This window comes from Burkholderia mycopellens (genome assembly GCF_964265025.1).
GTDB lineage: Bacteria > Pseudomonadota > Gammaproteobacteria > Burkholderiales > Burkholderiaceae > Burkholderia.
In genome coordinates this window covers 1,167,733-1,192,160 of record NZ_OZ183802.1, presented here as the reverse complement: position 1 = coordinate 1,192,160, position 24,428 = coordinate 1,167,733, and the positions used below count along the sequence as shown (strand labels likewise).

Sequence of the window (24,428 nt, the reverse complement as noted above, 5' to 3'; positions counted from 1 at the left end):
GGTCGCACGGCCACCAGCCGCGAGCGCCGGCCGCCGCATGCGCCTAGCCGGCGGCCAAGAAGCGGTACAGATTGCGCAACATGCCGGCAGTTGCGCCCCAGATGAAGTAATGCCCGCCGGGTTCGCCATTCGGATAGGGCATCGCAAAAAAACGACGCTCGCCGCCTTCCCAGCGGAACACACGGACCTGATGGTTCGCGGGATTCATCAGGAACGCGAGCGGCACCTCGAAAATCTCGGCGACTTCGAACGTGTCGGCCTGCACGGTGAACGGCGGATGCACGAGGCCCACCACCGGCGTCACGCAAAAACCCGTGCCGGTCAGGTAGTCGGGCAGCGCGCCGAGGATCTCGACACGCTCGTCTGCCAGACCGATCTCTTCCTTTGCCTCGCGCAACGCGGTCGCGGTTGCATCGCGATCGAACGGTTCGCGACGACCGCCGGGGAAGCTGATCTGTCCGGCGTGGTCGTTCAGGTGGTCGGCGCGCTGGGTCAGCAGCATGGTGAGGCCGGACTCGCGGACGACGAGCGGCACGAGGACGGCCGCGCTGCGTGGATCGACGCCCTCCTGCAGCCTCGCTTCGCCGGGCTCGACGCTCCATTCGAGCGTGCGCGCGAAACGGTCGCGCAGGCCGGACGGCGTCATCAGGCGGGAATCGATGGCCGGCAGGCCGGCGCCGGTGCCTTCGACCGGCAGGACTTCGGGATCGATGATGGGGCGGCGATTCAATGGGGCTCTCGGGTTCGTGTCGTATCGAGCATATTCTCGCGCCAGAATGAAAAAAGCACCCGGTTGGGTGCTTTTTCCTTACAGCTCTTACTCTTGGGAAGCTGCTGCGGCGCGATCCTTCGACACCAGCTTTTCCTTGATACGAGCCGACTTGCCCGAACGCTCGCGCAGGTAGTACAGCTTCGCACGACGCACATCACCGCGGCGCTTCACGACGATGCTTGCCAGCAGCGGCGAGTACGTCTGGAACGTACGCTCGACACCTTCGCCCGACGAGATCTTGCGGACGATGAAGTTCGAGTTCAGGCCACGGTTGCGAATCGCGATCACGACGCCTTCGTAAGCCTGAACGCGCTTGCGGTTACCTTCAACCACGTTCACGTTCACGATCACCGTATCGCCCGGGGCGAATTCGGGGATCGTCTTGCCGGCGAGCGCGCGCTCGATTTCTTCCTGCTCAAGTTTTGCGATGAGGTTCATCACTGACTCCTATTGCCATCGTGTCGGCGTTTGCGCCTGCCTGCTTCCAGGCATGGCCCCGATAGAGGATGGATTCACATCAGGCGCCGCGCACGCATGCACGGCACCGCCAATTCCCGCTCGCGACACCGCCTCAGGAGGCGTCCTTCGCTTCGCGTGCGAGGTTCGCAAGCCACGCCTCGTCGGCACGGCTCAACAACTTCTCGCGGCGCGCCCGGACGATCAGGTCCGGCCGCTTCCGCAACGTATTCCTCAATGCTTCCTGGCGCCGCCACCGCTCGATCTCGGCATGATGCCCGCCGAGCAGCACGTCCGGCACGCGCACGCCGTCGTATTCCTCGGGGCGCGTGTAGTGCGGACAATCGAGCAGGCCGTCAGCGAAACTATCCTGCACGGCCGACAGCGAATCGTTCAGCACACCGGGCAGCAACCGCACGACGGCATCCATCATCGCCATCGCCGGCAATTCCCCGCCGGACAGGACGAAATCGCCGAGGCTGATTTCTTCGTCGACGCAACGATCGAGCAGGCGCTGGTCGATCGCTTCATAGCGACCGCACAGCACGACGACACCGGGTTCCTGCGCCATCCGCACCGCACGCTCATGCGTGAGCGGCGCGCCCTGCGGCGACATCATCACGACTCGCGTGCTCGCAATACCCTGCTCAGCCTGCGCCGCTTTCGCGGCACCGATCGCGGCTTCGAGCGGCCTGGCCAGCATCACCATGCCCGGACCGCCGCCGTACGGACGATCGTCGACCGTACGGTAGTTGTCCGTCGTGAAATCACGCGGGTTCCAGGTGCGCAACCCGAAGCGCCCTTGCTTGACGGCCCGGCTGGTGATCCCCCAGTCGGTCAGTGCACGGAACATCTCGGGGAAGAGCGTGACGACGTCGAACTGCACCGCGCTCTCGGTAACCTGGTTCATTTCAGTAATCGGCTTCCCAGTCGACGACGATGCGACGCGCCGCCTGATCCACCGTTTTGACGTATACGCCGACGAACGGAATCAACCGCTCGTCGGTGGTCGGCTGACCGTCTTTGCCGGTCGCCGGATACTCGACACGCATGATCGAATGCACGCCATTGTCGATCATCCCGCTCACCTTCCCGAGTGCCACCGATTGCTCGTTGACGACGTCGAGACCGATCAGGTCGACCCAATAGAATTCGTCCGCGGCCAATGCCGGGAAATCTTCCCGGCGCACGAACACGCGAAAGCCGCGCATAGCCAGCGCGGCATCGCGGTCGCTGACGCCCGCAAGTTGCGCAACGACTGTGTCGCTGTGCGTCTTCGACTGCATGATGCGCACGGAAAGCCGCTCTGCACCACGCTCCAGCCACCAGTGGCGCGCCTTGAGCAGCGCATCGCCACCGCGACCGGCGTCGGCGTGCGTCGCCACCTTGACCCAACCCTTCAGGCCATAGGCGTCGACCACCGCCCCGACCTCGACGGCATCGTCGGGCCAGGCTTGCACCACTTCGAGACCGCCCTGCTCGGCGGCCTGACCGGCGTTCGCGACAACGCCGCGCTCGGCCGGCTTGCGGACGAATGCGCCAAACGACGCACGCCCGCGCCCTGCATTACCGGAATCGTGACCCGCCATTAATGCACCTCAAAGCCGGCACGACCGGCACACCGTGCCATGTTAGGCAGCCGGTTGCGCCTTTTGCGCTTCCTTCACGAGACGCTGGACGGTCGGCGACAGTTGCGCGCCAACGCCTTGCCAGTACGTCAGGCGATCCTGAGCGATACGCAGCGATTCGCCCTTCGTAGCGACCGGGTTGTAGAAGCCGACGCGCTCGATGAAGCGGCCGTCACGACGGTTGCGCGAATCGGTAGCAACGATGTTGTAGAACGGGCGCTTCTTCGAGCCGCCACGAGCCAGACGGATGATAACCATATGATGTCCTTCGGGAAAACCGGGTTCGAAACTACTGAAACACGCGATTATAGCCGGAAACCGGAGGTACAACAAACACTTACGCGCAAAAAATCCGGAGGCGGCCTGCCCGCCGGGCATACAATCGTCGTGTCCGGGACGTTTCACACTGTCATGCCGCCCCTACGCGCCGCCTCGATGCGCCGTGCGCAGCACCGTTTCGCGGCGCTGCTTGCCGGCCTTGCCTGCCTCGCGTCCGCACCGACGCCTGCCGCGCCGTTGCCAGTAGGCGAACTCGTCGTGCCGTCCGGCTTCCACGTCGAAGTGCTGACCGACGCGGTACCGACCGCCCGCGAAATGGCGTGGTCGCCGCGCGGCATCCTGTATGTCGGCACACGGGAAGGTCGCGTACATGCGTTCGTGTTGCACGAGGGACGGATCAGCGCGCGCTACGTGATCGCGTCCGGGCTCGACATGCCCGTCGGCGTCGCCTACCGTGGCGGCGCACTCTATATATCCGCCGTATCGCGCATCCTGCGTCTCGATCATATCGACGACCGGCTCGCCACACCGCCCGCACCCGCCGTCGTCACCGACACGCTGCCGACCGAACACCATCACGGCTGGAAATTCATCGCGTTCGGCCCCGACGGCAAGCTGTATGTGCCGACCGGCGCACCGTGCAACGTCTGTCTTGCCGATCGCAGCCGCTATGCAATCATCGCGCGCATGAAGGCGGACGGCAGCGGGAGCGAGGTTGTTGCCCGCGGCGTACGCAATACGGTCGGCTTCGCGTGGCACCCCGATTCCGGCGAGCTTTGGTTTACGGATAACGGGCGCGACATGATGGGTGACGACGTGCCCGACGACAAACTGAACCGCGCGCCGCGCGCCGGCCTCGACTTCGGCTTTCCGTACTGCCATGGCGGCGATACGCCCGACCCCGAATTCGGCAGCGCCGACGTATGCCGCCGCTATGTGCCGCCCGTATTGAAACTCGGTGCACACGTCGCAGCACTCGGCATGCGCTTTTATGCAGGGCCAATGTTTCCGGCGTCGTATCGCAATAACATCTTCATCGCCGAACACGGCTCGTGGAATCGCAGCACGAAGATCGGGTATCGCGTGATGCGCGTCGTCGTCTCGGCGGATGGCAGCCAGGCGCGCCAGACCCCGTTCGTCACGGGCTGGCTGCGGCCCGACGGCACGGTATGGGGACGCCCGGCCGACGTGCTGCCGCTGCCGGACGGCTCGCTGCTCGTCAGCGACGACTACGCAGGCGCGATCTACCGTGTGACCTATGCGGCACCTTGACGCAGGACAGGGGTGACCGGGCCCGATCGGGCATCGTAGAATGCGAGCCGGGCCGCGTGCCCGCGCCGGCCTGCCGGCCGCCCATGCCAACGACAATACGCCGCCATCCATGTCCAGCAGCACCGCACCGTCCCGCCGCTTTCGTTCCAAGACGCTCACCGCCGCCCTCGCGTTCCTGTTCGGATCGCTCGGCGCGCACCGCTTCTATCTATATGGCTTCCGCGACGTGTTCGGCTGGGCGCACCTGCTCGCGACGATCGTCGGCATCCCGGGCTTCCTACTGCTCGCGGCAACCCAGCGCAGCGCCGGCCTCGGCTGGTGGCTCGCGGTACCCGGCGCAATCTCGTTGCTGGCAGCATTCCTCGCCGCGCTCGTCTACGGGCTGCGTCCCGACGAAAAATGGGACGCGCAATTCAACGCCGAGACGGGCAAGCACAGCAAGTCGGGCTGGACCGTGATCTTCGTGGTGATCTTCTCGCTGCTGATCGGTGCATTCCTGCTGATGACCGCACTCGCACTGTCGTTCCAGACGTATTTCGAGTCGCAGGTCGAAGCGGCCAAGCAGATTTCGCAGTAAGCGTAACGGCCGCTACGCACCGGCGCCTCACGCCGGTTCAGCGCGCTGGTCAGAACAGGTTCAATTGCGTGTCGTCACGCGACTGCGTCGACCACTTGGCGGCTGAACGAACAGCAACGCGCGGCGCCGGCGCCGCGGCGGCCGGCGCACCGCGAAACTGCGACAGATCGAGAATGCCGTTCGTGCGCTCGTTCAGCCCGAGCCGCTTAACGGCCTGGCGGAAGCGCTGCCGCAGCAGGTCGGCCCAGATCCCCTCGCCCTTCATCCGTTTCGAGAAATCCGAGTCGTAGTCTTTCCCGCCGCGCATGTCGCGCACGCGGTTCATCACGCGCTCCGCGCGATCGGGAAAATGTGCGGCCAGCCAGTTCTTGAACAGCGGCGCAACTTCCCACGGCAGCCTCAGGATGATGTAGCTCGCATGCGTCGCGCCCGCTTCCGCGCACGCCTCGAGCACACGCTCCAGATCGGGCTCGGTGACGAACGGAATCATCGGTGCAATGCTCACGCCGACCGGCACGCCCGCTTCGCTCAGTGCGCGAATCGTACGCAACCGTCGCGCCGGTGTTGCCGCGCGCGGCTCGAGCGTGCGCGCGAGATCGGCATCGAGCGTCGTGATCGTCACCGCCGCCATCACCTGCCCGCGTTCGGCCATCGGCGCGAGCAGGTCGAGATCGCGCTCGATCAGCGACGACTTCGTGATCGCGGCGAACGGCAACCCGCGATCGTGCATCACCTGGATCACGCTGCGCGTGATGCGCAGGTCGCGCTCGACCGGCTGGTAGGCATCGGTATTGACGCCGAGCGCGATCGGTTCCGGCACGTAGCGCTTGCGTGAAATCTCGCGCTCGAGCAGTTCGGCCGCATTGACCTTCGCATAGATGCGGCTTTCGAAATCGAGCCCCGGCGACAGGCCGAGATAACTGTGCGTCGGCCGCGCGAAGCAATAGATGCAACCGTGCTCGCAGCCGCGATACGGATTGAGCGATACGCTGAACGGAATGTCGGGCGACTGGTTGTGCGTCAGGATGCTCTTCGCACGCTCCTCGAAGACCTGCGTGCGCAAAGGCGCGGGGAAATCGGCATCGTCCGACTCGTGTGTCCAGCCGTCGTCGACCGCTTCACGCTGCGCGATTTCATATCGCCCCTGCAGGTTGTCGACCGCACCGCGCCCCTTGCGGGGCACGGGCGGCGCTACCGGAAATTCGTTGTCGGATCGATCGTCCATGTGCCCACCCATTCGCCTGCACCCAATACTGTACATTTATACAGTATTGGGTGCAGCATGCCAAGGGCAGGATAAAGGGCCCGACGGCCTGCCGCAGGCGCGTCAGTCGCCCACCGCGATCGTCAGCGTCTCCTTGATTTCTTCCATCACGACATAGCTCTTCGACTGCACGGCGCCGGGCAACTGCAGCAGGATGTCGCCGAGCAGCTTCCGGTAGTCGGCCATCTCGCCGATCCGCGCCTTGATCAGGTAGTCGAAATCGCCGGACACAAGATGGCATTCGAGCACCTCGTCGATCTTCATCACTTCCCGGCGGAATTGTTCGAACATGTTGCCGCCCTTGTGGCCGAGCGTGATCTCGACGAACACCAGCAGCGCGGCATCGAGCTGGTGAGGATCGACGCGCGCGTGATAGCCGGTGATCACGCCATCCCGCTCCATGCGCCGCACGCGCTCGATACACGGTGTGACGGTCAGTCCGACCTGTTCCGCGAGGTCTTTCATCGCCATCCGGCCGTCGTTCTGGAGCAGTTTCAGGATGCGCCGGTCGAGCTTGTCGAGCGAGCGTACGGGCTGACGTTGCGTTCTCATTTGTTTCTGCTGAAAACCTGAAAAATACGATAACAAAACCTACACATTCGACAATACCATAGCGCAAAAAACTAGATCAGCTAGAGGTTACACGGAGCCGCCTGTGCGCCCGGCCTCGATCTGGTCCCTTCCATCTGGAGCAGCTATGCGAGTCGTCATTCTGGGCAGCGGTGTGGTGGGCGTGGCAAGCGCGTATTACCTCGCGCGCGCCGGTCATGAAGTCACGGTGATCGACCGGGAGGCAGGCCCGGCGCTCGAGACGAGCTTTGCGAACGCAGGCCAGATCTCCCCCGGCTATGCCGCGCCGTGGGCCGCACCCGGCGTGCCGCTGAAGGCCGTCAAGTGGATGTTCGAAAAGCATGCGCCGCTCGCAATCCGCCTCGACGGCACGCGCTTCCAGCTCCAGTGGATGTACCAGATGCTGCGCAACTGCACGGCCGAGCGCTATGCAGTCAACAAGGGCCGCATGGTCCGCCTCGCCGAATACAGCCGTGACTGCCTGCAGGCACTGCGCGCCGATACCGGCATCCAGTACGAAGGGCGCACGGGCGGCACGCTGCAGCTGTTCCGCACGCAGCAGCAACTCGACGGCGCGGCGAAGGACATCGCCGTCCTGCAGGAAGCGAACGTGCCGTTCGAGCTGCTGTCGCCGGCCGACCTGAAGAAAGCCGAACCGGCACTCGCCGCCGTCTCGCACAAGCTGACGGGCGGCCTGCGCTTGCCGGGTGACGAAACGGGCGACTGCCAGCTGTTCACGACGCGCCTTGCCGCGCTTGCGGAATCGCTCGGCGTGAAATTCCGCTACAACACGCCGATCGATGCGCTCGCGATCGCGGGCGGCAAGATCGCCGGCGTGCAGTGCGGCAGCGAGACGGTGCGCGCGGACGCGTACGTCGTCGCGCTCGGCTCGTACTCGACCCGCTTCATCTCGAACCTGATGAAGATCCCCGTCTATCCGCTGAAGGGCTATTCGATCACCGCGCCGATCGTCAACGAAGCGGCCGCGCCCGTGTCGACCGTGCTCGACGAGACCTACAAGATCGCAATCACGCGTTTCGACCAGCGCATCCGCGTCGGCGGCATGGCGGAAATCGTCGGCTTCGACAAGAAGCTGCGCGCCGCGCGCCGCGAAACGCTCGAAATGTGCGTGAACGACCTGTTCCCGGGTGGCGGCGACACGTCAAAGGCGACGTTCTGGACGGGCCTGCGCCCGATGACGCCGGACGGCACGCCGATCGTCGGCCGCACGCCGGTGTCGAACCTGTTCCTGAACACCGGCCACGGCACGCTCGGCTGGACGATGTCGTGCGGCTCGGGCCAACTGCTCGCGGACCTGATCTCGGGCAAGATGCCCGCGATCCAGGCCGACGACCTGTCGGTGCATCGTTACCTGAAGGACGTGGCCGGCCCGACGCGCCCGGCATACGCTTAAGCCGACGACGCCCGCGGCCATACAGGCCGGCAGGCATCAAATAGAAAGGCGCCTCGGGGGCGCCTTTCTCATTTCATCGAACCGTCAGCCGATCAGAACTGGTCTTCCGTCAACGCGAGCACGCCCTCGTTGCCCTTCGTGCCGACGATCGACGCTTCGCGCGCGCCGGCCTGCACCAGCACGTGCTCCGCGTAGCACTGCGCGATCGCGATCTTCGCATCGAAGAACGCCGGGTCGCTCGCGCGCCTCGCCTGCGCCGCCACCAGCGCACGGCCCATCTGCCACCCGCACAGCACCACGCCCGCCAGCTTCAGGTACGGCACGCTGCCCGCGAACACCGCGTTCGGGTCCTGCTTCACGTTCGCCACCACATAATCCACCACCGACGACAGCGCCTTCGCGCCCTTCTCCAGTTGCGCCTTCACCGACGCGGCCGCCGCGCCGTCCAGCCTGCCCAGCGCCGCCACCGTCTCGCCGATCTCCGCGATCAGCGCCTTCGCCACCGCGCCGCCGTCGCGCATCGTCTTGCGGCCCACCAGGTCGTTCGCCTGGATCGCCGTCGTGCCCTCGTAGATCGCCAGGATACGTGCATCGCGGTAATACTGCGCCGCGCCCGTCTCCTCGATGAAGCCCATCCCGCCGTGCACCTGCACGCCCAGGCTCGCCACGTCGTTCACCATCTCCGTGCTCCAGCCCTTCACCACCGGCACCAGATACTCGTAGATTGCCTGATGACGCGCACGCGTCGCCTCGTCCGAATGGCGGTGGGCAATGTCGCTGTGCGCGGCGGCCACGTACGCCAGCGCCCGCGCGCCTTCGGTCAGCGCGCGCATCGTGCCGAGCATGCGGCGCACGTCCGGGTGATGGATGATCGTCGCCGACTGCCTGGCCGAACCGTCCACCGGGCGGCTCTGCACGCGCTCCTTCGCGAATTCCGCCGCCTTCTGGTACGCACGGTCGGCCACGCCGATCCCCTGCATCCCGACCCCGAAGCGCGCCGCGTTCATCATGATGAACATGTATTCGAGGCCGCGGTTTTCCTCGCCGACCAGGTAGCCGATCGCGCCGCCGTGGTCGCCATATTGCAGCACCGCCGTCGGGCTCGCCTTGATCCCGAGCTTGTGCTCGATCGACACGCAGTGCACGTCGTTGCGCGCGCCCAGCGAGCCGTCGTCGTTGACCATGAACTTCGGCACGATGAACAGCGAGATGCCCTTCACGCCTTCCGGCGCGTTCGGCGTGCGCGCCAGCACCAGGTGGACGATGTTCTCCGCCATGTCGTGCTCGCCCCACGTGATGAAGATCTTCGTGCCGAACACCTTGTACGTGCCGTCGCCCTGCGGCTCCGCGCGCGAGCGCACCAGCGCGAGATCGGAGCCCGCCTGCGGCTCGGTCAGGTTCATCGTGCCGGTCCATTCGCCCGAGATCAGCTTCGGCACGTAGCGCTGCTTCTGCTCGTCGGTGCCGGCCGTCAGCAGCGCCTCGATCGCGCCGTCGGTGAGCAGCGGACACAGCGCGAACGACAGGTTCGATGCGTTCAGCATCTCGATGCACGGCGTCGCGATCAGCTTCGGCAGCCCCTGGCCGTCGTACTCGGCCGGATGCTGCAGCCCCTGCCAGCCGCCTTCGACGAACTGGCGGAACGCTTCGCCGAAGCCTGGCGTCGCGGTCACGACGCCGTCCTTCCAGCTGCTCGGGTTGCGGTCGCCTTCGACGTTCAGCGGGGCCAGCACCTCGCCGCAGAATTTCGCGGATTCGTCGAGCACGGCCTGCGCCGTGTCGTAACCGGCATCCTCGAAGCCCGGCAACTGCGCAACGGCGTCGATGCCGGCCAGTTCCTTCAGCACGAACAGCATGTCCTTGACGGGGGCGTGATAGCTCATGTGTGTCTCCCTCTTCTCTCTTCTGTCGATGGCGAAAAAAAAGGGGCGCTCGTCGCGCCCCCTCTTCTCGTGTGCTTACCGCCGAAGCGTCACACTGCGTTAGCCGAGCTCGGCCACGAGTTCCGGCACGAGCGTGAACAGATCGCCGACGAGGCCGTAGTCAGCCACGCTGAAGATCGGCGCTTCCGGATCCTTGTTGATCGCGACGATCACCTTCGAATCCTTCATGCCTGCCAGGTGCTGAATCGCACCCGAGATGCCGACCGCGATGTACAGCTGCGGTGCGACGATCTTGCCGGTCTGGCCGACCTGATAGTCGTTCGGCACGTAGCCGGCGTCGACTGCCGCGCGCGATGCGCCCAGTGCCGCGCTCAGCTTGTCCGCCAGCGGCTCCAGCACCTTCGTGTAGTTCTCGCCGCTGCCCAGGCCGCGGCCGCCCGACACGATGATGCTTGCGCTCGTGAGTTCCGGACGGTCCAGCTTCGTCACCTCACGGCTCACGAACTGCGATTTGCCCGCATCTGCCGCCGCTTCAATCTTCTCGACCGACGCGCTGCCGCCTTCCGCAGCCACCGGATCGAAACCCGTCGCACGCACCGTGATGACCTTGATCGGGTCGCTCGACTGCACCGTCGCGATCGCGTTGCCGGCGTAGATCGGGCGCTCGAACGTGTCGGCCGAATCGACCGCCGTGATGTCCGAGATCTGCGCGACGTCCAGCTTCGCGGCGATACGCGGCGCGATGTTCTTGCCGTAGGCCGTCGCCGGCGCGAGGATGTGCGAGTAGTCCTTCGCGATGTTCAGCGCGGTCGCTTCGACGTTTTCCGCGAGGCCCGCTTCGAGTTGCGGCGCGTCGGCCAGCAGCACCTTCGAAACACCTGCGATCTTCGCCGCTGCGTCTGCAGCCGCTTGCGCATTGTGGCCCGCGACCAGCACGTGAATGTCACCGCCAATCTTTGCCGCCGCCGCCACCGTGTTCAGCGTCGCGGTCTTGATCGACGCGTTGTCGTGTTCTGCAATCACCAGAATCGTCATTTCTTTCCGCTCCCTCTTACAGCACCTTGGCTTCGGTCTTCAGCTTCTCGACCAGCGTCTTCACATCCGGTACCTTCACGCCGGCCGCGCGCTTCGGCGGCTCGACCACCTTCAGCGTCTTCAGACGCGGCGCCACATCCACGCTCAGGTCTTCCGGCTTCACGGTTTCCAGCGGCTTCTTCTTCGCCTTCATGATGTTCGGCAGCGTCACGTAACGCGGCTCGTTCAGGCGCAGGTCGGTCGTGATCACCGCCGGCAGCGTCAGCGACAGCGTTTCCGAGCCGCCGTCGACTTCGCGCGCGACCGTGGCCTTGCCGTCCGCGACCGTCACCTTCGACGCGAACGTCGCTTGCGGCAGGCCGGCCAGCGCGGCCAGCATCTGGCCCGTCTGGTTCGAATCGTCGTCGATCGCCTGCTTGCCGAGGATCACCAGTTGCGGCTGTTCCTTGTCGACCAGCGCTTTCAGGATCTTCGCGACGCCCAGCGGCTCGACGCTGTCGGTCGATTCGACGAGGATCGCGCGATCCGCGCCGATCGCCAGCGCCGTGCGCAGCGTCTCCTGCGCTTGCGCGACGCCCACCGACACGGCGATCACTTCGGTCGCCACGCCCGCTTCCTTCAGGCGCACGGCTTCTTCAACCGCGATTTCGTCGAACGGGTTCATCGACATCTTCACGTTCGCGATGTCGACACCCGTGTTGTCCGACTTCACGCGGACCTTCACGTTGTAATCGACCACTCTTTTCACTGGCACCAGGATTTTCATGCACACGCTCCAAAGTTACGAATACGACCAGAGGCCATTCTATAGCGAGGCCTCATGACTGCGCGGCCAAGCGGACCCAACCTTCGTGGCTGTCGAGGATACCGCTTCTTGGCGACGCGCCAATGATAGCGAACGGTCGTTCTATTTTAAAAGAGAAAAAACCCGGACGCAAAGCCCGGGTTTTCGATCATCAACTCTAATCTCGCCGGGCGCCCCGTGCCTCGCCTGTTACCAGGCGGCAATAACCGCGCCGCCGAACTTGCCTTCGATGAACTGCTTCACATCGGCCGAATGATAGGCCGCGACCAGTTTCGCGACCCACGGCTTGTTCCGGTCCGCCTCGCGGATCGCGAGGATGTTCGCGTACGGGCCGTTCGGACCCTCGATCGCGATCGCGTCCTGTTTCGGTTTCAACCCCGCTTCCATCGCGTAGTTGGTATTGATCGCGGCCGCGTCGACGTCACCGAGCGAGCGCGGAATCTGCGCCGCATCAAGTTCGACGATCTTCAGCTTGCGCGGATTGTCGACGATATCGAGCGGCGTCGCCTTCAGCCCGGCATCCGCGCGCAGCTTCAGCAGGCCCTGCTTTTGCAGCAACAGGAGCGCACGGCCGCCGTTGGTCGGATCGTTCGGAATCGCGATGCGCGCGCCGGGCTTCAGTTCGGCCAGCGACTTCACGCGCTTCGAATAGATGCCCATCGGAAACGTGACGGTATCCGCGACCTTGATCAGCTTGTAGCCGCGATCCTTCACCTGCGCCTGCAGATAGGGATCGTGCTGGTAGCTGTTCGCGTCGAGGTCGCCCGACGCGAGCGCGGCGTTCGGCTGCACGTAATCCGAGAATTCGACGATGCGGATGTCGAGGCCGCTCTTCGCCGCGACCTTCTTCACCGCCTCCATGATCTGCGCGTGCGGCCCGCCCGTCACGCCCACCTTGATGGTTTCGGCCTGCGCGTGCGCGCCCGCGAACAGCGCGGCCGCGCCCAGTGCCGCCGCGAATTTCAGCATGAAGCGTCGTTGCATCGAGTGTCCCCTAGCGAATCAACCTTGTTTTACTTGTGGCTCAGCCGGCGGACGAGCCAGTCGCCGAACGACTGCACGATCTGCACGAACACGATCAGGATCGCAACCACCGTCCACATCACTTCGGGCAGATAGCGCTGATAGCCGTAGCGGATCCCGAGATCGCCGAGGCCGCCGCCGCCGATCGCGCCCGCCATTGCCGAATAGCCGACCAGCGACACGAACGTGATCGTCAGGCCCGCGACGACGCCCGGCAGCGATTCGGGCAGCAGCACCTTGAAGACGATCTGCGACGTGGTCGCGCCCATCGACTGCGCAGCCTCGATCAGCCCGCGGTCGACTTCGCGCAACGCCGTCTCGACGAGACGCGCGATGAACGGCGCGGCAGCGAGCGTCAGCGGCACGACCGCCGCGGCCGTGCCGATCGACGAACCCGTGACCAGCCGCGTAAACGGAATCACCGCGACCAGCAGGATGATGAACGGCGTCGAGCGGACGGCATTCACGATGCCGCCGAGCACACGATTCACCGCGAGGTTCTGCAGCACGCCCTGGCGGTCGGTCAGGTAGAGCAGCACGCCGAGCGGCAGGCCGACGAGCGCGCCGACCGCCCCGGAGATGCCGACCATGATCAGCGTCTCCCAGAACGACTGCACGAACATATCGAACATCTCACTCAACATACGAAAGCTCCTCTACCACCACACCTTGCTCGCGCAGGAACGCGAGCGCCTGCCCGACCTTGCCCGGCTCGCCGCCCGCGAGCACCGCGAGCGAACCGAATGCCTGCCCCTGGATCTCGTCGATCTGGCCGTGCAGGATGTTGAAATCGAGTTCGTACCGGCGGATCGTCTCCGACAGGATCGGCTGGTCGACACCCGAGCCGGTGAACGCAAGCCGCAGCAGATGCCCGCTGCCGGTCTTCAGCCGCTCAGCCACGCGCGCCTTCAGTGCGGGCGGCAGTTCCTGAGCAATCACATCGCCGATCAGCGCACGCGTCACTTCGTGATGCGGCTGCAGGAACACGTCGATCACGCGGCCTTCCTCGACCACCCGCCCTGCATCGAGCACCGCGACGCGATCGCACACCTGCTTGATCACTTCCATCTGGTGCGTGATCAGCACGATCGTCAGGCCGAGTTCGCGGTTGATGCGCTTCAGCAGGTCGAGGATCGAGCGCGTGGTCTCGGGATCGAGCGCGGACGTCGCTTCGTCCGACAGCAGCACCTTTGGCTGGCTCGCGAGCGCGCGTGCGATGCCGACGCGCTGCTTCTGCCCGCCGCTGATCTGCGACGGATAGCGATCCTTTTGCGCGGACAGCCCGACGAGGTCGAGCAGCGGCAGCACGGCGGCCTCGATCTCGGCACGGCTTGCGCCGGCCAGTTCCAGCGGCAGTGCGACGTTGTCGAACACCGTGCGCGACGACAGCAGGTTGAAGTGCTGGAAGATCATGCCGATCTCGCGGCGCGCCTCGCGCAGCGCGCCAGCCGGCAGCAGCGTGAGATCGCGCCCGCCGACGACGACATTGCCTTCGGTCGGCCGCGTGAGCAGGTTGATGGTGCGCACGAGCGTGCTCTTGCCGGCGCCGCTTCGGCCGATGATGCCGAACACCTCGCCCTGCGGGATCGTCAGGTTGACGTTGTGCAGCGCCTCGACCCAGCCGCTCGGCCCGGGGAAACGCTGCGAAAGATTGCGTAATTCGATCATGTAAACAAAACGATGGCCGGCTGGCGAGCAGGCCCGCCAGTCGGCCACCGATGCATCTGGAATAGCCGGCGATTTTACCGCAAACCCCTCATTCCCCTTAATAATCGATTTCGATCTTTTCATAACCACACGAAATTAGAGGAGCGCCGCTGGCGCGCCGCGACGGTGCCGCGACTATGATCCCGAACACCGACCAACCGACAGGGGACACGCCAGATGACCGCCACCACTTCGCCGGCTGCCGCACCCGCCACTGCCGAACCGGCACCTTCGTCGTCGCCCGCGCCGACCATGGGCCGGCTGCGTACCGCGGACGGGCTCGAACTGGCGTCGTACCGCTGGCCGGCCGGCGACGGCACCACGCCGCCGCGCGCGACGATCGCGCTCGTGCACGGTCTTGCCGAACACGCGGGCCGCTATGCCGCACTCGCCGGCCGGTTGAATGCAGCCGGCATCGACGTGCTCGCGATCGACCTGCGCGGGCATGGCCAGTCACCCGGCAAGCGCGCCTGGGTCGAGCGCTTCGACGGCTACCTGAACGACGCGGACGCGCTGGTCGCCGAAGCCGCGCGCGGCAATTCGCCGCTGTTCCTGATGGGGCACAGCATGGGTGGCGCGATTGCGGCGCTTTACGCAATCGAACGTGCGCCGGCACGTGGCCACGCGCTGACGGGCCTCGTGCTATCGAGCCCGGCGCTCGCGCCGGGGCGCGACGTGCCGCGCTGGATGCTCGCGGTGAGCCGCGTCATCAGCCGCGTATGGCCGACCTTCCCCGCAATCAGGATCGATGCAGCGCTGCTGTCGCGCGATCCGGCCATCGTCGCGGCCAATCGCGCCGATCCACTCGTGCATCACGGCGCGGTACCCGCGCGCACCGGTGCGGAGATTCTCGACGCGATGGCACGCATCGAAAGCGGCCGCGCTGGGCTCCGCGTTCCGGTGCTCGTCTATCACGGTACCGAGGACAAGCTGACCGAACCCGACGGCAGCCGGGCGTTCGGCGCGCACGTCGGCTCGCCCGATCGCACGCTGACGCTATACGAAGGCGGCTTTCACGAAACGATGAATGATCTCGAACGCGATCGCGTGATCGACGCGTTGATCGCGTGGATTCACGCACGCGTGCCGGCGCGCTGAGCGCGCCCGGCCCGGCCGGTCAATCGGTCATCAGATGCCGGCCAGCACGCGCAGGTGTGCGACCACGCTGCGCCCGAGCGCGGACAGGTTGTAGCCGCCTTCGAGGCAGCTCACGATGCGGCCCTGCGCATGCCGCCGCGCCACGTCGACGATCTGCGCGGTCAGCCATTCGAAGTCGGCTTCGACGAGGCCGAGGTTGCCGATGTCGTCCTCGCGATGCGCGTCGAAACCCGCCGACACGAACAGCATCTGCGGCTTGAACGCATCGAGGCGCGGCAGCCAGAACATGTCGACGGCTTCGCGGATCGCCATCCCGTTGCTGCGCGCGGGCATCGGCAGGTTGACCATGTTCGGGGCCTGGTGATCGACGCCCGAGAACGGATACAGCGGATGCTGGAAGAAGCTGCACATCAGCACGCGCTCGTCGTTCGCGAACGCGGCTTCGGTGCCGTTGCCATGGTGCACGTCGAAATCGATGATCGCCACACGCTCGAGACCGTGTACATCGAGCGCATGCCGCGCGGCGATCGCGACGTTGTTGAAGAAGCAGAAACCCATCGCGCGCGCGGGCTCCGCATGGTGGCCGGGGGGGCGCACGCCGCAGAACGCATTCGCATAGCGGCCTTCGATCACCGCGTCGGTCGCCGCGATCGCGGCGCCAGCCGCGCGCAGCGCCGCGCGCCACGTATCGCGGTTCATCAGCGTATCGGGATCGATCTCGACGTAGCCGTCCACCGGCGTCATGCTCCGGATGTAGTCGATGTGCGCCTGCGTATGCACCCGGCCCAGCGCCACCTCGCTCGCGAACGGTGCGGTTTCGTGCACGATCAGGTCGTCGATGCGGCTCGCGATCAATTGATCCTGGATCGCCGAGAGGCGGGCCGGGCATTCCGGATGCCATTCCCCCATCTCGTGCAGCATACAGTCGGGGTGCGTATAGAAAGCGGTTGCCATAAGCTGTCATCCACGGCGCACGGTGCGCCGCAGGTCTCCATCAATGATGTCCATCGTCTGCCGCGAATTCGCCGCTAACTTACCACAACGGGGGCCCGCCACGCCCCGGCGCGCCGGATCCGTCGGGTATACTGCGCCGAACCCAATCGCCCTGTCCGCCCGCTTCGACATGAATTCCAGCAAGCCTGCCGCCCTTCTCTCCGCGCTGTTCCGTGCTCGCGTCCCGCTCGTTGCGGTCGCTGTAGTGGCGGCCCTCGGCACCGCGCCTGCCAGCGCGCAGACGCAGCCCGCGAAGCCCGCGGGCAAGCTCGTCGCACAGGCCCAGCCGCAGCAGCCGACGCCGCAAGGCCAGACCTTCGAAGAGGAAATTGTTCCGCAGCGCTACGCGAACAACGCGAAGGTCGACGCGTTCATCGACGAGATGGTGAGCCGCAACGGCTTCGACTCCGCGAGCCTGCATGCGCTGTTCTCGCGCATCAGCTATTCGGCAACGGCCGTCAAGCTGGTGAAGCCGGCCCCGTCGCCGACAGTCAAGAACTGGCGCGTCTATCGCTCGCGCTTCATCGAGCCGATCCGCATCAACGCGGGCGTGAAATTCTGGAAGGCGAACCAGGCAACGCTGCAGCGCGCGTCCGAGCAATTCGGCGTGCCGCCCGAGGTGATCGTCGGCATCATCGGCGTCGAGACGATCTACGGCCGCTACATGGGCAATTTCCGCGTGCTCGACGCGCTGACGACGCTGACGTTCGACTATCCGGACACGCCGAATCGCGACAGCCGCCAGGCGACGTTCCGCAAGAACCTCGAGGATTTCCTGGTCTGGACCCGCGATAACCAACTCGATCCGACCACCGTGCTCGGCTCGTATACGGGCGCGATCGGGATCCCGCAGTTCCTGCCGAGCAGTATCCGCGAATATGCGGTCGACTTCGACGGCACGGGCCATGTCGACCTGCGCAGCAGCCCTGCCGATGCGATCGGCAGCGTCGCGAACTACCTGAAGCAGCACGGCTGGGAAACCGACCGTCCGGTGGTCTGGCAGATCACGCCCGATACGGGCAGCCTGGGGATCGCCCAAGCCGCCGCCGACGGCCAGCCTGAACCGCACTGGGCGCTGTCGCAACTGCTGCGCGCGGGCATGACGCTGAACGAGCCGGCGGTCAACATCACCACCGAAGCCAGTACGCCCGTGACGGTGGTCGACCTGCCGTCACCGGGGCGTGCGACCGAGTACATGCTCGGTCTCAAGAATTTCTATGTGCTGACGCGCTACAACCGCAGCTTCTTCTACGCGCTCACCGTGTACCAGCTTGGCGAGGCCGTGAAGGCACAAATGGAAGCGAGCGGCGCACTTCAGCCGAGCGCCACCGAAACGCAATCGCAGTAAGCATCGCCCTCCCAAAGAAAAAGCGCCGCACAAGCGGCGCTTTTTTTTCGCACGCGCTCGACGCGCGCCTGCCCGCGTTCAGGCGGGAAACACGCCCGTGGACAGGTAGCGGTCGCCGCGATCGCAGACGATGAACACGATCGTCGCATTCTCGACCTGACGCGCGATACGCATCGCGACTTCGCATGCGCCGCCCGACGAAATGCCCGCGAAGATACCTTCAACAGCCGCGAGCCGGCGCGCCATCGTTTCCGCTGCGGCCTGGCTCACGCTCTCGACGCGGTCGACTCGGCTGCGATCGAAGATGGTCGGCATGTATGCCTCCGGCCACTTGCGGATGCCCGGAATGCGCGAACCGTCTTCCGGCTGCGCACCGACGATCTCGATCGCCGGATTCTGTTCCTTCAGATAGTGCGACGTGCCCATGATCGTGCCCGTCGTGCCCATGGCCGACACGAAATGCGTGATGCGGCCTGCGGTATCGCGCCAGATTTCCGGGCCCGTCGCTTCGTAATGCGCAATCGGATTGTCGGGGTTCGCGAACTGGTCGAGGATCACGCCCTTGCCTTCGCGCTGCATCTGGTCCGCGAGATCACGTGCCAGCTCCATCCCGCCCTTCACCGGCGTCAGGATGATTTCGGCACCGTAGGCGGCCATGCTCTGGCGGCGCTCGACCGACAGATCTTCCGGCATGATCAGCACCATCTTGTAGCCGCGGATCGCCGCGGCCATCGCGAGTGCGATACCCGTATTGCCGCTCGTCGCTTCGATCAGCGTATCGCCCGGCTTGATGCGCCCGCGCGCCTCGGCCTTGCTGATCATCGACAGTGCCGGACGATCTTTCACGGAACCGGCCGGATTGTTGCCTTCGAGCTTCGCGAGCACCACGTTGTTGCGCGCGCGAATCTCCTCGTCCGGCAAGCGGACCAGTTGGACGAGCGGCGTATTGCCGATCGTGTCTTCGATAGTTTTGTAAGCCATGGATATACCGTGAGTACGAGGCCGATCAATCGATCGATTGTAAACCAGCGCCGCTGCTCGCGCCGGCAACCCCATTGCGACGATGGAATACGCGCGGCCGCCCTACGCCGTGCCCACGCAAAAAACCCGCGGCATGCCGCGGGAAGCCGTCGCAACGACGGCGGCTGAAGGAGCTCGTTGTCGATCGCGCGTAGCGCGTTACTTCTGTGCGGTGCGGGCGGGGGCAGCCGCAGGCTTGCCGGCAGCCGGCTTGCCCGCAGCCGGAAGCGCGGCACTCGTGCCGGCCGCGCCTATCGTCAGCCCTTCCTGCTGAAGCCGCTCGACGGTATGGCCACCCATGCCTTTCACGCGTGATGCGAGATCTTCGGCATTCCTGAACGGACCGCGTGCGCCGCGTTCGTCGAGAATCGCTTTCGCCCGCGCCGGGCCGATGCCCTTGATGCCGACGAGCGCATCCTCGTTCGCGGTGTTGACGTCGACGGCCGCCCAGGCCGACGCGATCGTGCCGAGCATTGCCGCTGCGGCCAACCATTTCCTGATCATGTGCTGGATCTCCGATGAATTCGGCCGGCGGCTGCCGACCGTGAGACCCAGTCTATCGATACAACGCTTCCGCTTAAACCTGGCCGGATAGCCAACGGACGTAGCGGTCGACGCCTTCCTGCACGGTCAGGAACGGCGCGTCGTAACCGGCCGCGCGCAGCTTCGTCTGGTCGGCCTGCGTGAAGCACTGGTACTTGCCGCGCAATGCATCGGGAAACGGCACGTATTCGATCAGCCCTTGCTCGACCTGCTGTGCGAGCGTCAGCGGCGGCTGGTTGTCGAGCGCGCGCAGCGTATTCACGACCGTCGACGCGATATCGTTGAACGGCTGCGCACGGCCCGTGCCGAGGTTGAAGATGCCCGACTTCTCCGGATGATCGAAGAAGAACAGGTTCACCTTCGTCACGTCCTCGACCGACACGAAGTCGCGCGTCTGCTCGCCCGGTGCATAGCCGTTGTACTCGCCGAACAGCTTCACCTTGCCTTCCGCACGGAACTGGTTGAAGTTGTGGAACGCGACCGACGCCATGCGCCCCTTGTGCGTTTCGCGCGGGCCGTACACATTGAAATAGCGGAAGCCGGCGATCTGGCTCTTCGCGGTCGGCAGCACGCGACGGATCACCTGGTCGAACAGGAACTTCGAATAGCCGTAGACATTCAGCGGCGCCTCGACGTCGCGCTCCTCGACGAACCGCGTCGAGCCGCCGTAGATCGCCGCCGACGACGCGTACAGGAACTGCGTGCCCTGCGCGAGGCAGGTGTCGAGCACCGCGCGGCTGTAGCGGAAGTTGTTGTCCATCATGTAGCGGCCGTCGGTTTCCATCGTGTCCGAACAGGCACCTTCGTGGAACACCGCGCGTACCTTGCCGAAATCGCCGCGTGCGAAGCGTTCGACGAATTCCGTTTTGTCCAGATAGTCGTCGATCTCGCAATCGACGAGATTCCGGAACTTGTCCGCGCGCGTCAGGTTGTCGACCGCGATGATGCGCGTCTCGCCGCGCTCGTTGAGCGCCTTGACGATGTTCGCGCCGATAAAACCGGCTGCGCCGGTGACGATGAGGGTCATGATCGTCCTGCCTGAAAAGTGCGAGCCATGCGTGCGGCGCGCTCGTCGCGCCACCGCATGCGCTCAGTGAAACAGTTCGTCGTAGTCCACCGTGGCCGTGCCGAGCTTGCCGACCACGATGCCTGCCGCGCGATTCGCGAGCACGACGGCATCGACGAGCGGCACACCTGCGCCGAGCATCGTCGCGACCGTCGCGATCACGGTATCGCCCGCGCCCGACACGTCGAACACCTCGCGCGCGAGCGCTGGTGCGTGCAGTTCGCCGTCGGCGGAAAACAGCGTCATCCCTTCTTCCGAACGCGTGAGCAGCAGCGCGTCGATGCCGAGCTCCGCGCGCAGCTTCGCAACGCGCGCGCGCAGATCGTCTTCCGACTTCCACTGCCCGACCACTTCACGCAGTTCCGCGCGATTCGGCGTGATCAGCGACGCACCACGATAGCGTGCCCAGTCGTCGCCCTTCGGGTCGACGAGGACGGACTTGCCGGCCGCACGCGCTTTCTCGATCATCGTCGTGACGTGCGTCAGGCCGCCTTTCGCGTAATCCGACATCAGCACGACGTCGTGCTGCGGCAGCAGCGCATCGAAGCGCGCGAGCCCCGCGAGCAACACCTCGTGCGTCGGCATGGCCTCGAAGTCGACGCGCAGCAGTTGCTGCTGGCGCGCGAGCACGCGCAGCTTGATCGTGGTCGGCAGCGCCGGGTCGCGCTCGAGATGCGGCGTCACGCCGCTGCTGCCGAGCAGCTCGACGATCCGCTCGCCGGGTTCGTCGCAACCGACAACGCACAGCAACCCGGCCTGTCCGCCGAGCGTCACGGCGTTGCGCGCAACGTTCGCTGCACCGCCAAGGCGCTCTTCCTGACGCTGCACATGCACGACCGGCACCGGCGCCTCAGGCGAAATGCGATCGACGTTGCCGAACCAGTAGCGGTCGAGCATCACGTCGCCGACGACCAGCACGCGCGAGCGCGCGAGCTGCTCGCGCGGCACCGGAACGACTTCGCGGAGAGTATTCATCGTAGGGTCAGCCACGGGTGGACGACTGGGGATCGACATACGGCCGGCCGATCGCGTAGTAGTCGATGCCCAGTTCGGCCATCGCATCCGGCTCATAGAGGTTGCGCCCGTCGAAGATCACGGGCGCCTTCAATTCGGCCTTCAGGCGCGTGAAGTCGGGGCTCCGGAATTCCTTCCACTCGGTCACGATCACGAGCGCGTCCGCGCCCGTCACGGCGATGTCCTGCGTCTCGACGAGATGCAGCCGCGCCAGCGCGTCCGGGTTGGTGCCGAAATCGAGTGCAAACACGCGCCGTGCCTCGTCGACCGCGACCGGATCGTACGCACGCACGGTCGCGCCGCGTTCGAGCAGCGCGGCGATCAGGCGGCGGCTCGGCGCCTCGCGCATGTCGTCGGTGTTCGGCTTGAACGCCAGGCCCCAAACCGCGAACTCGCGGCCGGTCAGGTCAACGCCGAAGCGCTGCTCGATCTTGCCGATCAGCACGTCCTTCTGCGCATGGTTGGCCGCCTCGACGGCTTCCAGGATGCGCAGCGGCTGGCCGTTCTCGCCTGCGGTGCGAATCAGCGCCTGGACGTCCTTCGGGAAGCACGAGCCGCCGTAGCCGACGCCAGCGTACAGGAAGTGATAGCCGATGCGCGGATCGGAGCCGATCCCGCGGCGCACGGCCTCGATGTCCGCGCCGACCTTGTCGGCGAGATTCGACATCTCGTTCATGAACGAGATACGCGTGGCAAGCATCGCGTTCGCCGCGTATTTCGCGAATTCGGCCGAGCGCACGTCCATGTAGATCGTGCGCTCATGGTTGCGGTTGAACGGCGCGTAAAGCTTCTTCATCTTCTCGCGCGCGATCATGCCCGTCTCGTCGTCGTCGACGCCGATGATGATCCGGTCCGGACGCATGAAGTCTTCGACCGCGGCGCCTTCCTTCAGGAACTCCGGGTTCGACACGACCGAGAAGCGATGCGCGACGCTGCCTGCCAGACCGCGGGCAGCAAGCGCCTCGTCGACCACGCCGCGCACGCGCTGCGCGGTGCCGACCGGCACCGTCGACTTGTCGACGATCACCTTGAAGCCCGTCATGTGGCGGCCGATGTTGCGCGCGGCTTCGAGCACGTACTGCAGGTCGGCCGAGCCGTCCTCGTCGGGCGGCGTGCCGACGGCGATGAACTGGATCTCGCCGTGCGCGACGCTCGCCTCGATGTCGGTCGAGAAGCGCAGGCGCCCGGCCGCGCGATTGCGCGCGATAATGTCCAGCAGCCCCGGTTCGTGAATCGGCATCCCGCCGTTGTTCAGGGTGTCAATCTTGCGCAGATCGACGTCGAGGCAGAATACGTCGTGACCGATCTCCGCGAGGCAGGCGCCCGTGACGAGACCGACGTAGCCGGTGCCGATGATGGTGATTTTCATAGATGTTCCGGTACTTCCCGGTAATTGACTAACTTGGCCGCCGGGACAAGCCCGGCGGCAACCGCAGCGCGTTGGCTCCGCGTGCCGGGATCAGCCCGGCATCGCAGGTTCGACGCGGCGCGGCGCATAGGTTTCCCAACCGCTGCATCCGGGGCACTGCCAATAGAAAAGCCGTGCCCGGAAACCGCAATTCTGGCACGTATACCGTGGCAGATTCTTCGTGCGCTGCTTGATCAGCGCACGCATCATTTCAAGCTCCTTACGGCGCGGCTCGTCGGCCGCAGCGATTTGCGCATCGAGCAGATGCAGCATCCCCGACAGGTTCGGCGACTTCTCCATCTGCGTACGCGCGAGCGCGTGTGCCACATCCTGGCCGCGCAACCCCGCGAGGTGCTGGTACGCGATGTCGAGCAGGTCGTTCGACGGATAGCGGTCGACATACCCCATCAGCAGCTCGGCGCCTTCGGCGTTCTTGCCGAGCGCGACGTACGCCTTCATCAGCTTGTCGGCGACGAGCGGCAGATACGCCGGATTCTGCGCTTCGACGCGCTTCCAGTGCTCGATCGCGGCCGCGTGGTTGCCCTCCGCTTCCGCCGCGTCGCCGGACAGGACCGTCGCACGAACGTTCTGCGGATTCACGGTCAGCGCCAGGCGCAGCTGTTCGGCTGCCGCTGCCGCGTTCTTGCGCTGCAGCGCGTCCTGCGCGAGCTCGCAGTGGAACTGTGCAATTTCGACGCCGAGCGGCTTGTCGCTCATCGACTCGATGCGCTTCGCCGTATCGATCGACTTGTTCCAGTCCTTTTCGATCTCGTAGATCGTCAGCAGCGCCCGCTGCGCGCCGAGCGCGTAATCACCGTCGGCGAGCTTGTGAAACGCCTCCTCCGCACGATCGAGCAGGCCGGCTTTCAGGAAATCCTGGCCGAGCTCGTACAGCGCGTGGTCACGCTCGTTGACCGGCAGGTCCGTGCGGCTCAGCAGGTTCTGGTGCACCCGGATCGCGCGGTCGGTCTCGCCGCGGCGGCGGAACAGGTTACCGAGCGCGAAGTGCAGTTCGACCGTCTCGGGATCGAGCTTGGCGACCTCGATGAACGCGTCGATCGCCTTGTCGGGTTGTTCGTTCAACAGAAAATTCAGGCCGCGAAAATACGATCGCGGCAGGTTGGCGCTCTCCGACAGGAGATTCTTCAGGTCATAGCGTGACGCCGCCCAACCAAGCGCGAATGCCACCGGAATCGCGAGCAACCACCAGAAATCCAGATCCATGCGAAATATCGAAGCAGAGACGAAAACCG

At 65.4% G+C, this 24,428-nt stretch carries 25 protein-coding genes; 5 read left to right on the top strand and 20 right to left on the bottom strand.

Annotated elements, in window-relative coordinates; translation table 11 throughout:
* Positions 1-43 precede the first annotated feature (43 nt).
* The 5 genes from ACPTTC_RS05590 to rpsP form a co-directional block, all read right to left on the bottom strand.
* Entirely contained in the window at positions 44-730 is a 687-nt protein-coding gene (locus ACPTTC_RS05590) for a CoA pyrophosphatase (RefSeq protein WP_069247448.1), read from the bottom strand.
* An 87-nt stretch (positions 731-817) separates the two neighbouring features.
* Entirely contained in the window at positions 818-1,210 is a 393-nt protein-coding gene (gene rplS, locus ACPTTC_RS05585) for a 50S ribosomal protein L19 (RefSeq protein ID WP_006753174.1), read from the bottom strand.
* Positions 1,211-1,343: 133 nt separating this feature from the next.
* A complete protein-coding gene (gene trmD, locus ACPTTC_RS05580; RefSeq protein WP_175951686.1) occupies positions 1,344-2,138 on the bottom strand; it encodes a tRNA (guanosine(37)-N1)-methyltransferase TrmD in 795 nt (264 codons plus the stop codon).
* Between the two features lies 1 nt (position 2,139).
* On the bottom strand, positions 2,140-2,817 hold the full coding sequence (gene rimM / locus ACPTTC_RS05575; RefSeq protein WP_423391804.1) for a ribosome maturation factor RimM: 678 nt from the start codon (positions 2,815-2,817) through the stop codon (positions 2,140-2,142).
* A 42-nt stretch (positions 2,818-2,859) separates the two neighbouring features.
* A complete protein-coding gene (gene rpsP, locus ACPTTC_RS05570) occupies positions 2,860-3,114 on the bottom strand; it encodes a 30S ribosomal protein S16 (RefSeq protein WP_006476550.1) in 255 nt (84 codons plus the stop codon).
* 153 nt (positions 3,115-3,267) lie between these two features.
* On the opposite strand from rpsP, the gene ACPTTC_RS05565 reads away from it, so the two are divergent.
* Both ACPTTC_RS05565 and ACPTTC_RS05560 read left to right on the top strand, forming a co-directional pair.
* The gene (locus tag ACPTTC_RS05565; protein ID WP_423391803.1) at positions 3,268-4,407 is read left to right on the top strand and encodes a PQQ-dependent sugar dehydrogenase; all 1,140 of its coding nucleotides are present in this window, start codon (positions 3,268-3,270) and stop codon (positions 4,405-4,407) included.
* A gap of 109 nt (positions 4,408-4,516) precedes the next feature.
* Positions 4,517-4,984 (top strand): NINE protein, encoded by a 468-nt coding sequence (locus ACPTTC_RS05560; RefSeq protein WP_039370986.1) that lies wholly within the window; start codon positions 4,517-4,519, stop codon positions 4,982-4,984.
* 49 nt (positions 4,985-5,033) lie between these two features.
* On the opposite strand, the gene ACPTTC_RS05555 is transcribed toward ACPTTC_RS05560, so the two are convergent.
* Positions 5,034-6,221 carry a PA0069 family radical SAM protein gene (locus ACPTTC_RS05555; protein ID WP_423391802.1) on the bottom strand — a complete coding sequence of 396 codons (1,188 nt, stop codon included), beginning with the start codon at positions 6,219-6,221 and terminating at the stop codon, positions 5,034-5,036.
* Positions 6,222-6,311: 90 nt separating this feature from the next.
* Positions 6,312-6,800 (bottom strand): Lrp/AsnC ligand binding domain-containing protein, encoded by a 489-nt coding sequence (locus ACPTTC_RS05550; protein ID WP_175951682.1) that lies wholly within the window; start codon positions 6,798-6,800, stop codon positions 6,312-6,314.
* 145 nt (positions 6,801-6,945) lie between these two features.
* Here ACPTTC_RS05550 and ACPTTC_RS05545 point away from each other — a divergent pair, with 145 nt between their 5' ends.
* A complete protein-coding gene (locus ACPTTC_RS05545) occupies positions 6,946-8,232 on the top strand; it encodes a D-amino acid dehydrogenase (RefSeq protein WP_175967150.1) in 1,287 nt (428 codons plus the stop codon).
* A 92-nt stretch (positions 8,233-8,324) separates the two neighbouring features.
* Here ACPTTC_RS05545 and ACPTTC_RS05540 read toward each other — a convergent pair whose 3' ends face one another.
* The 6 genes from ACPTTC_RS05540 to ACPTTC_RS05515 all read right to left on the bottom strand — a co-directional run bounded on the left by ACPTTC_RS05540 (position 8,325) and on the right by ACPTTC_RS05515 (position 14,646).
* Complete coding sequence (locus ACPTTC_RS05540) at positions 8,325-10,115, bottom strand: acyl-CoA dehydrogenase (protein WP_423391801.1); 1,791 nt, start codon at positions 10,113-10,115, stop codon at positions 8,325-8,327.
* A gap of 99 nt (positions 10,116-10,214) precedes the next feature.
* Positions 10,215-11,150 carry an electron transfer flavoprotein subunit alpha/FixB family protein gene (locus tag ACPTTC_RS05535; RefSeq protein WP_423391800.1) on the bottom strand — a complete coding sequence of 312 codons (936 nt, stop codon included), beginning with the start codon at positions 11,148-11,150 and terminating at the stop codon, positions 10,215-10,217.
* Positions 11,151-11,166: 16 nt separating this feature from the next.
* On the bottom strand, positions 11,167-11,916 hold the full coding sequence (locus tag ACPTTC_RS05530) for an electron transfer flavoprotein subunit beta/FixA family protein (protein ID WP_423391799.1): 750 nt from the start codon (positions 11,914-11,916) through the stop codon (positions 11,167-11,169).
* Between the two features lie 228 nt (positions 11,917-12,144).
* Positions 12,145-12,939: a MetQ/NlpA family ABC transporter substrate-binding protein gene (locus ACPTTC_RS05525; protein ID WP_175967147.1), complete on the bottom strand. Its 795-nt coding sequence runs from the start codon at positions 12,937-12,939 to the stop codon at positions 12,145-12,147.
* Positions 12,940-12,968: 29 nt separating this feature from the next.
* A complete protein-coding gene (locus tag ACPTTC_RS05520) occupies positions 12,969-13,622 on the bottom strand; it encodes a methionine ABC transporter permease (protein ID WP_006486982.1) in 654 nt (217 codons plus the stop codon).
* Complete coding sequence (locus ACPTTC_RS05515) at positions 13,612-14,646, bottom strand: methionine ABC transporter ATP-binding protein (RefSeq protein ID WP_175951676.1); 1,035 nt, start codon at positions 14,644-14,646, stop codon at positions 13,612-13,614. Before ACPTTC_RS05515 ends, ACPTTC_RS05520 begins: the two co-directional genes overlap by 11 nt.
* Before the next feature lie 216 nt (positions 14,647-14,862).
* On the opposite strand from ACPTTC_RS05515, the gene ACPTTC_RS05510 reads away from it, so the two are divergent.
* On the top strand, positions 14,863-15,783 hold the full coding sequence (locus ACPTTC_RS05510; protein WP_423391798.1) for a lysophospholipase: 921 nt from the start codon (positions 14,863-14,865) through the stop codon (positions 15,781-15,783).
* Between the two features lie 30 nt (positions 15,784-15,813).
* Here the strand turns inward: ACPTTC_RS05510 and ACPTTC_RS05505 are convergent, their stop codons facing one another.
* Positions 15,814-16,737 (bottom strand): histone deacetylase family protein, encoded by a 924-nt coding sequence (locus tag ACPTTC_RS05505; protein ID WP_011351344.1) that lies wholly within the window; start codon positions 16,735-16,737, stop codon positions 15,814-15,816.
* Positions 16,738-16,780: 43 nt separating this feature from the next.
* Between ACPTTC_RS05505 and mltB the strand changes: the two genes are divergently transcribed.
* Positions 16,781-18,124: a lytic murein transglycosylase B gene (gene mltB, locus ACPTTC_RS05500; RefSeq protein ID WP_423391797.1), complete on the top strand. Its 1,344-nt coding sequence runs from the start codon at positions 16,781-16,783 to the stop codon at positions 18,122-18,124.
* A gap of 78 nt (positions 18,125-18,202) precedes the next feature.
* Here mltB and cysM read toward each other — a convergent pair whose 3' ends face one another.
* From cysM to lapB, 6 genes are all read right to left on the bottom strand, one after another.
* Positions 18,203-19,105: a cysteine synthase CysM gene (gene cysM, locus ACPTTC_RS05495; protein WP_423391796.1), complete on the bottom strand. Its 903-nt coding sequence runs from the start codon at positions 19,103-19,105 to the stop codon at positions 18,203-18,205.
* Positions 19,106-19,303: 198 nt separating this feature from the next.
* On the bottom strand, positions 19,304-19,648 hold the full coding sequence (locus ACPTTC_RS05490; RefSeq protein WP_423391795.1) for a ComEA family DNA-binding protein: 345 nt from the start codon (positions 19,646-19,648) through the stop codon (positions 19,304-19,306).
* A gap of 73 nt (positions 19,649-19,721) precedes the next feature.
* Positions 19,722-20,714 (bottom strand): ADP-glyceromanno-heptose 6-epimerase, encoded by a 993-nt coding sequence (rfaD, locus tag ACPTTC_RS05485; protein ID WP_011351340.1) that lies wholly within the window; start codon positions 20,712-20,714, stop codon positions 19,722-19,724.
* 63 nt (positions 20,715-20,777) lie between these two features.
* On the bottom strand, positions 20,778-21,728 hold the full coding sequence (rfaE1, locus tag ACPTTC_RS05480; protein ID WP_423391794.1) for a D-glycero-beta-D-manno-heptose-7-phosphate kinase: 951 nt from the start codon (positions 21,726-21,728) through the stop codon (positions 20,778-20,780).
* A 7-nt stretch (positions 21,729-21,735) separates the two neighbouring features.
* Positions 21,736-23,136: a UDP-glucose dehydrogenase family protein gene (locus tag ACPTTC_RS05475; RefSeq protein WP_226195639.1), complete on the bottom strand. Its 1,401-nt coding sequence runs from the start codon at positions 23,134-23,136 to the stop codon at positions 21,736-21,738.
* Positions 23,137-23,226: 90 nt separating this feature from the next.
* Positions 23,227-24,399, bottom strand: a complete 1,173-nt coding sequence (gene lapB / locus ACPTTC_RS05470) for a lipopolysaccharide assembly protein LapB (RefSeq protein ID WP_423391793.1) — start codon at positions 24,397-24,399, stop codon at positions 23,227-23,229.
* Between the last annotated feature and the right edge of the window lie 29 nt (positions 24,400-24,428).

Excerpts from the sequence above, each read along its gene's own strand:
- rplS (WP_006753174.1), bottom strand. The coding sequence starts at position 1,210 with ATGAACCTCATCGCAAAACTTGAGCAGGAAGAAATCGAGCGCGCGCTC.
- trmD (WP_175951686.1), bottom strand. The coding sequence starts at position 2,138 with ATGAACCAGGTTACCGAGAGCGCGGTGCAGTTCGACGTCGTCACGCTC.
- rimM (WP_423391804.1), bottom strand. The coding sequence starts at position 2,817 with ATGGCGGGTCACGATTCCGGTAATGCAGGGCGCGGGCGTGCGTCGTTT.
- rpsP (WP_006476550.1), bottom strand. The coding sequence starts at position 3,114 with ATGGTTATCATCCGTCTGGCTCGTGGCGGCTCGAAGAAGCGCCCGTTC.
- ACPTTC_RS05565 (WP_423391803.1), top strand. The coding sequence starts at position 3,268 with ATGCCGCCCCTACGCGCCGCCTCGATGCGCCGTGCGCAGCACCGTTTC.
- ACPTTC_RS05560 (WP_039370986.1), top strand. The coding sequence starts at position 4,517 with ATGTCCAGCAGCACCGCACCGTCCCGCCGCTTTCGTTCCAAGACGCTC.
- ACPTTC_RS05555 (WP_423391802.1), bottom strand. The coding sequence starts at position 6,221 with ATGGGTGGGCACATGGACGATCGATCCGACAACGAATTTCCGGTAGCG.
- ACPTTC_RS05550 (WP_175951682.1), bottom strand. The coding sequence starts at position 6,800 with ATGAGAACGCAACGTCAGCCCGTACGCTCGCTCGACAAGCTCGACCGG.
- ACPTTC_RS05545 (WP_175967150.1), top strand. The coding sequence starts at position 6,946 with ATGCGAGTCGTCATTCTGGGCAGCGGTGTGGTGGGCGTGGCAAGCGCG.
- ACPTTC_RS05540 (WP_423391801.1), bottom strand. The coding sequence starts at position 10,115 with ATGAGCTATCACGCCCCCGTCAAGGACATGCTGTTCGTGCTGAAGGAA.
- ACPTTC_RS05535 (WP_423391800.1), bottom strand. The coding sequence starts at position 11,150 with ATGACGATTCTGGTGATTGCAGAACACGACAACGCGTCGATCAAGACC.
- ACPTTC_RS05530 (WP_423391799.1), bottom strand. The coding sequence starts at position 11,916 with ATGAAAATCCTGGTGCCAGTGAAAAGAGTGGTCGATTACAACGTGAAG.
- ACPTTC_RS05525 (WP_175967147.1), bottom strand. The coding sequence starts at position 12,939 with ATGCAACGACGCTTCATGCTGAAATTCGCGGCGGCACTGGGCGCGGCC.
- ACPTTC_RS05520 (WP_006486982.1), bottom strand. The coding sequence starts at position 13,622 with ATGTTGAGTGAGATGTTCGATATGTTCGTGCAGTCGTTCTGGGAGACG.
- ACPTTC_RS05515 (WP_175951676.1), bottom strand. The coding sequence starts at position 14,646 with ATGATCGAATTACGCAATCTTTCGCAGCGTTTCCCCGGGCCGAGCGGC.
- ACPTTC_RS05510 (WP_423391798.1), top strand. The coding sequence starts at position 14,863 with ATGACCGCCACCACTTCGCCGGCTGCCGCACCCGCCACTGCCGAACCG.
- ACPTTC_RS05505 (WP_011351344.1), bottom strand. The coding sequence starts at position 16,737 with ATGGCAACCGCTTTCTATACGCACCCCGACTGTATGCTGCACGAGATG.
- mltB (WP_423391797.1), top strand. The coding sequence starts at position 16,781 with ATGATGTCCATCGTCTGCCGCGAATTCGCCGCTAACTTACCACAACGG.
- cysM (WP_423391796.1), bottom strand. The coding sequence starts at position 19,105 with ATGGCTTACAAAACTATCGAAGACACGATCGGCAATACGCCGCTCGTC.
- ACPTTC_RS05490 (WP_423391795.1), bottom strand. The coding sequence starts at position 19,648 with ATGATCAGGAAATGGTTGGCCGCAGCGGCAATGCTCGGCACGATCGCG.
- rfaD (WP_011351340.1), bottom strand. The coding sequence starts at position 20,714 with ATGACCCTCATCGTCACCGGCGCAGCCGGTTTTATCGGCGCGAACATC.
- rfaE1 (WP_423391794.1), bottom strand. The coding sequence starts at position 21,728 with ATGAATACTCTCCGCGAAGTCGTTCCGGTGCCGCGCGAGCAGCTCGCG.
- ACPTTC_RS05475 (WP_226195639.1), bottom strand. The coding sequence starts at position 23,136 with ATGAAAATCACCATCATCGGCACCGGCTACGTCGGTCTCGTCACGGGC.
- lapB (WP_423391793.1), bottom strand. The coding sequence starts at position 24,399 with ATGGATCTGGATTTCTGGTGGTTGCTCGCGATTCCGGTGGCATTCGCG.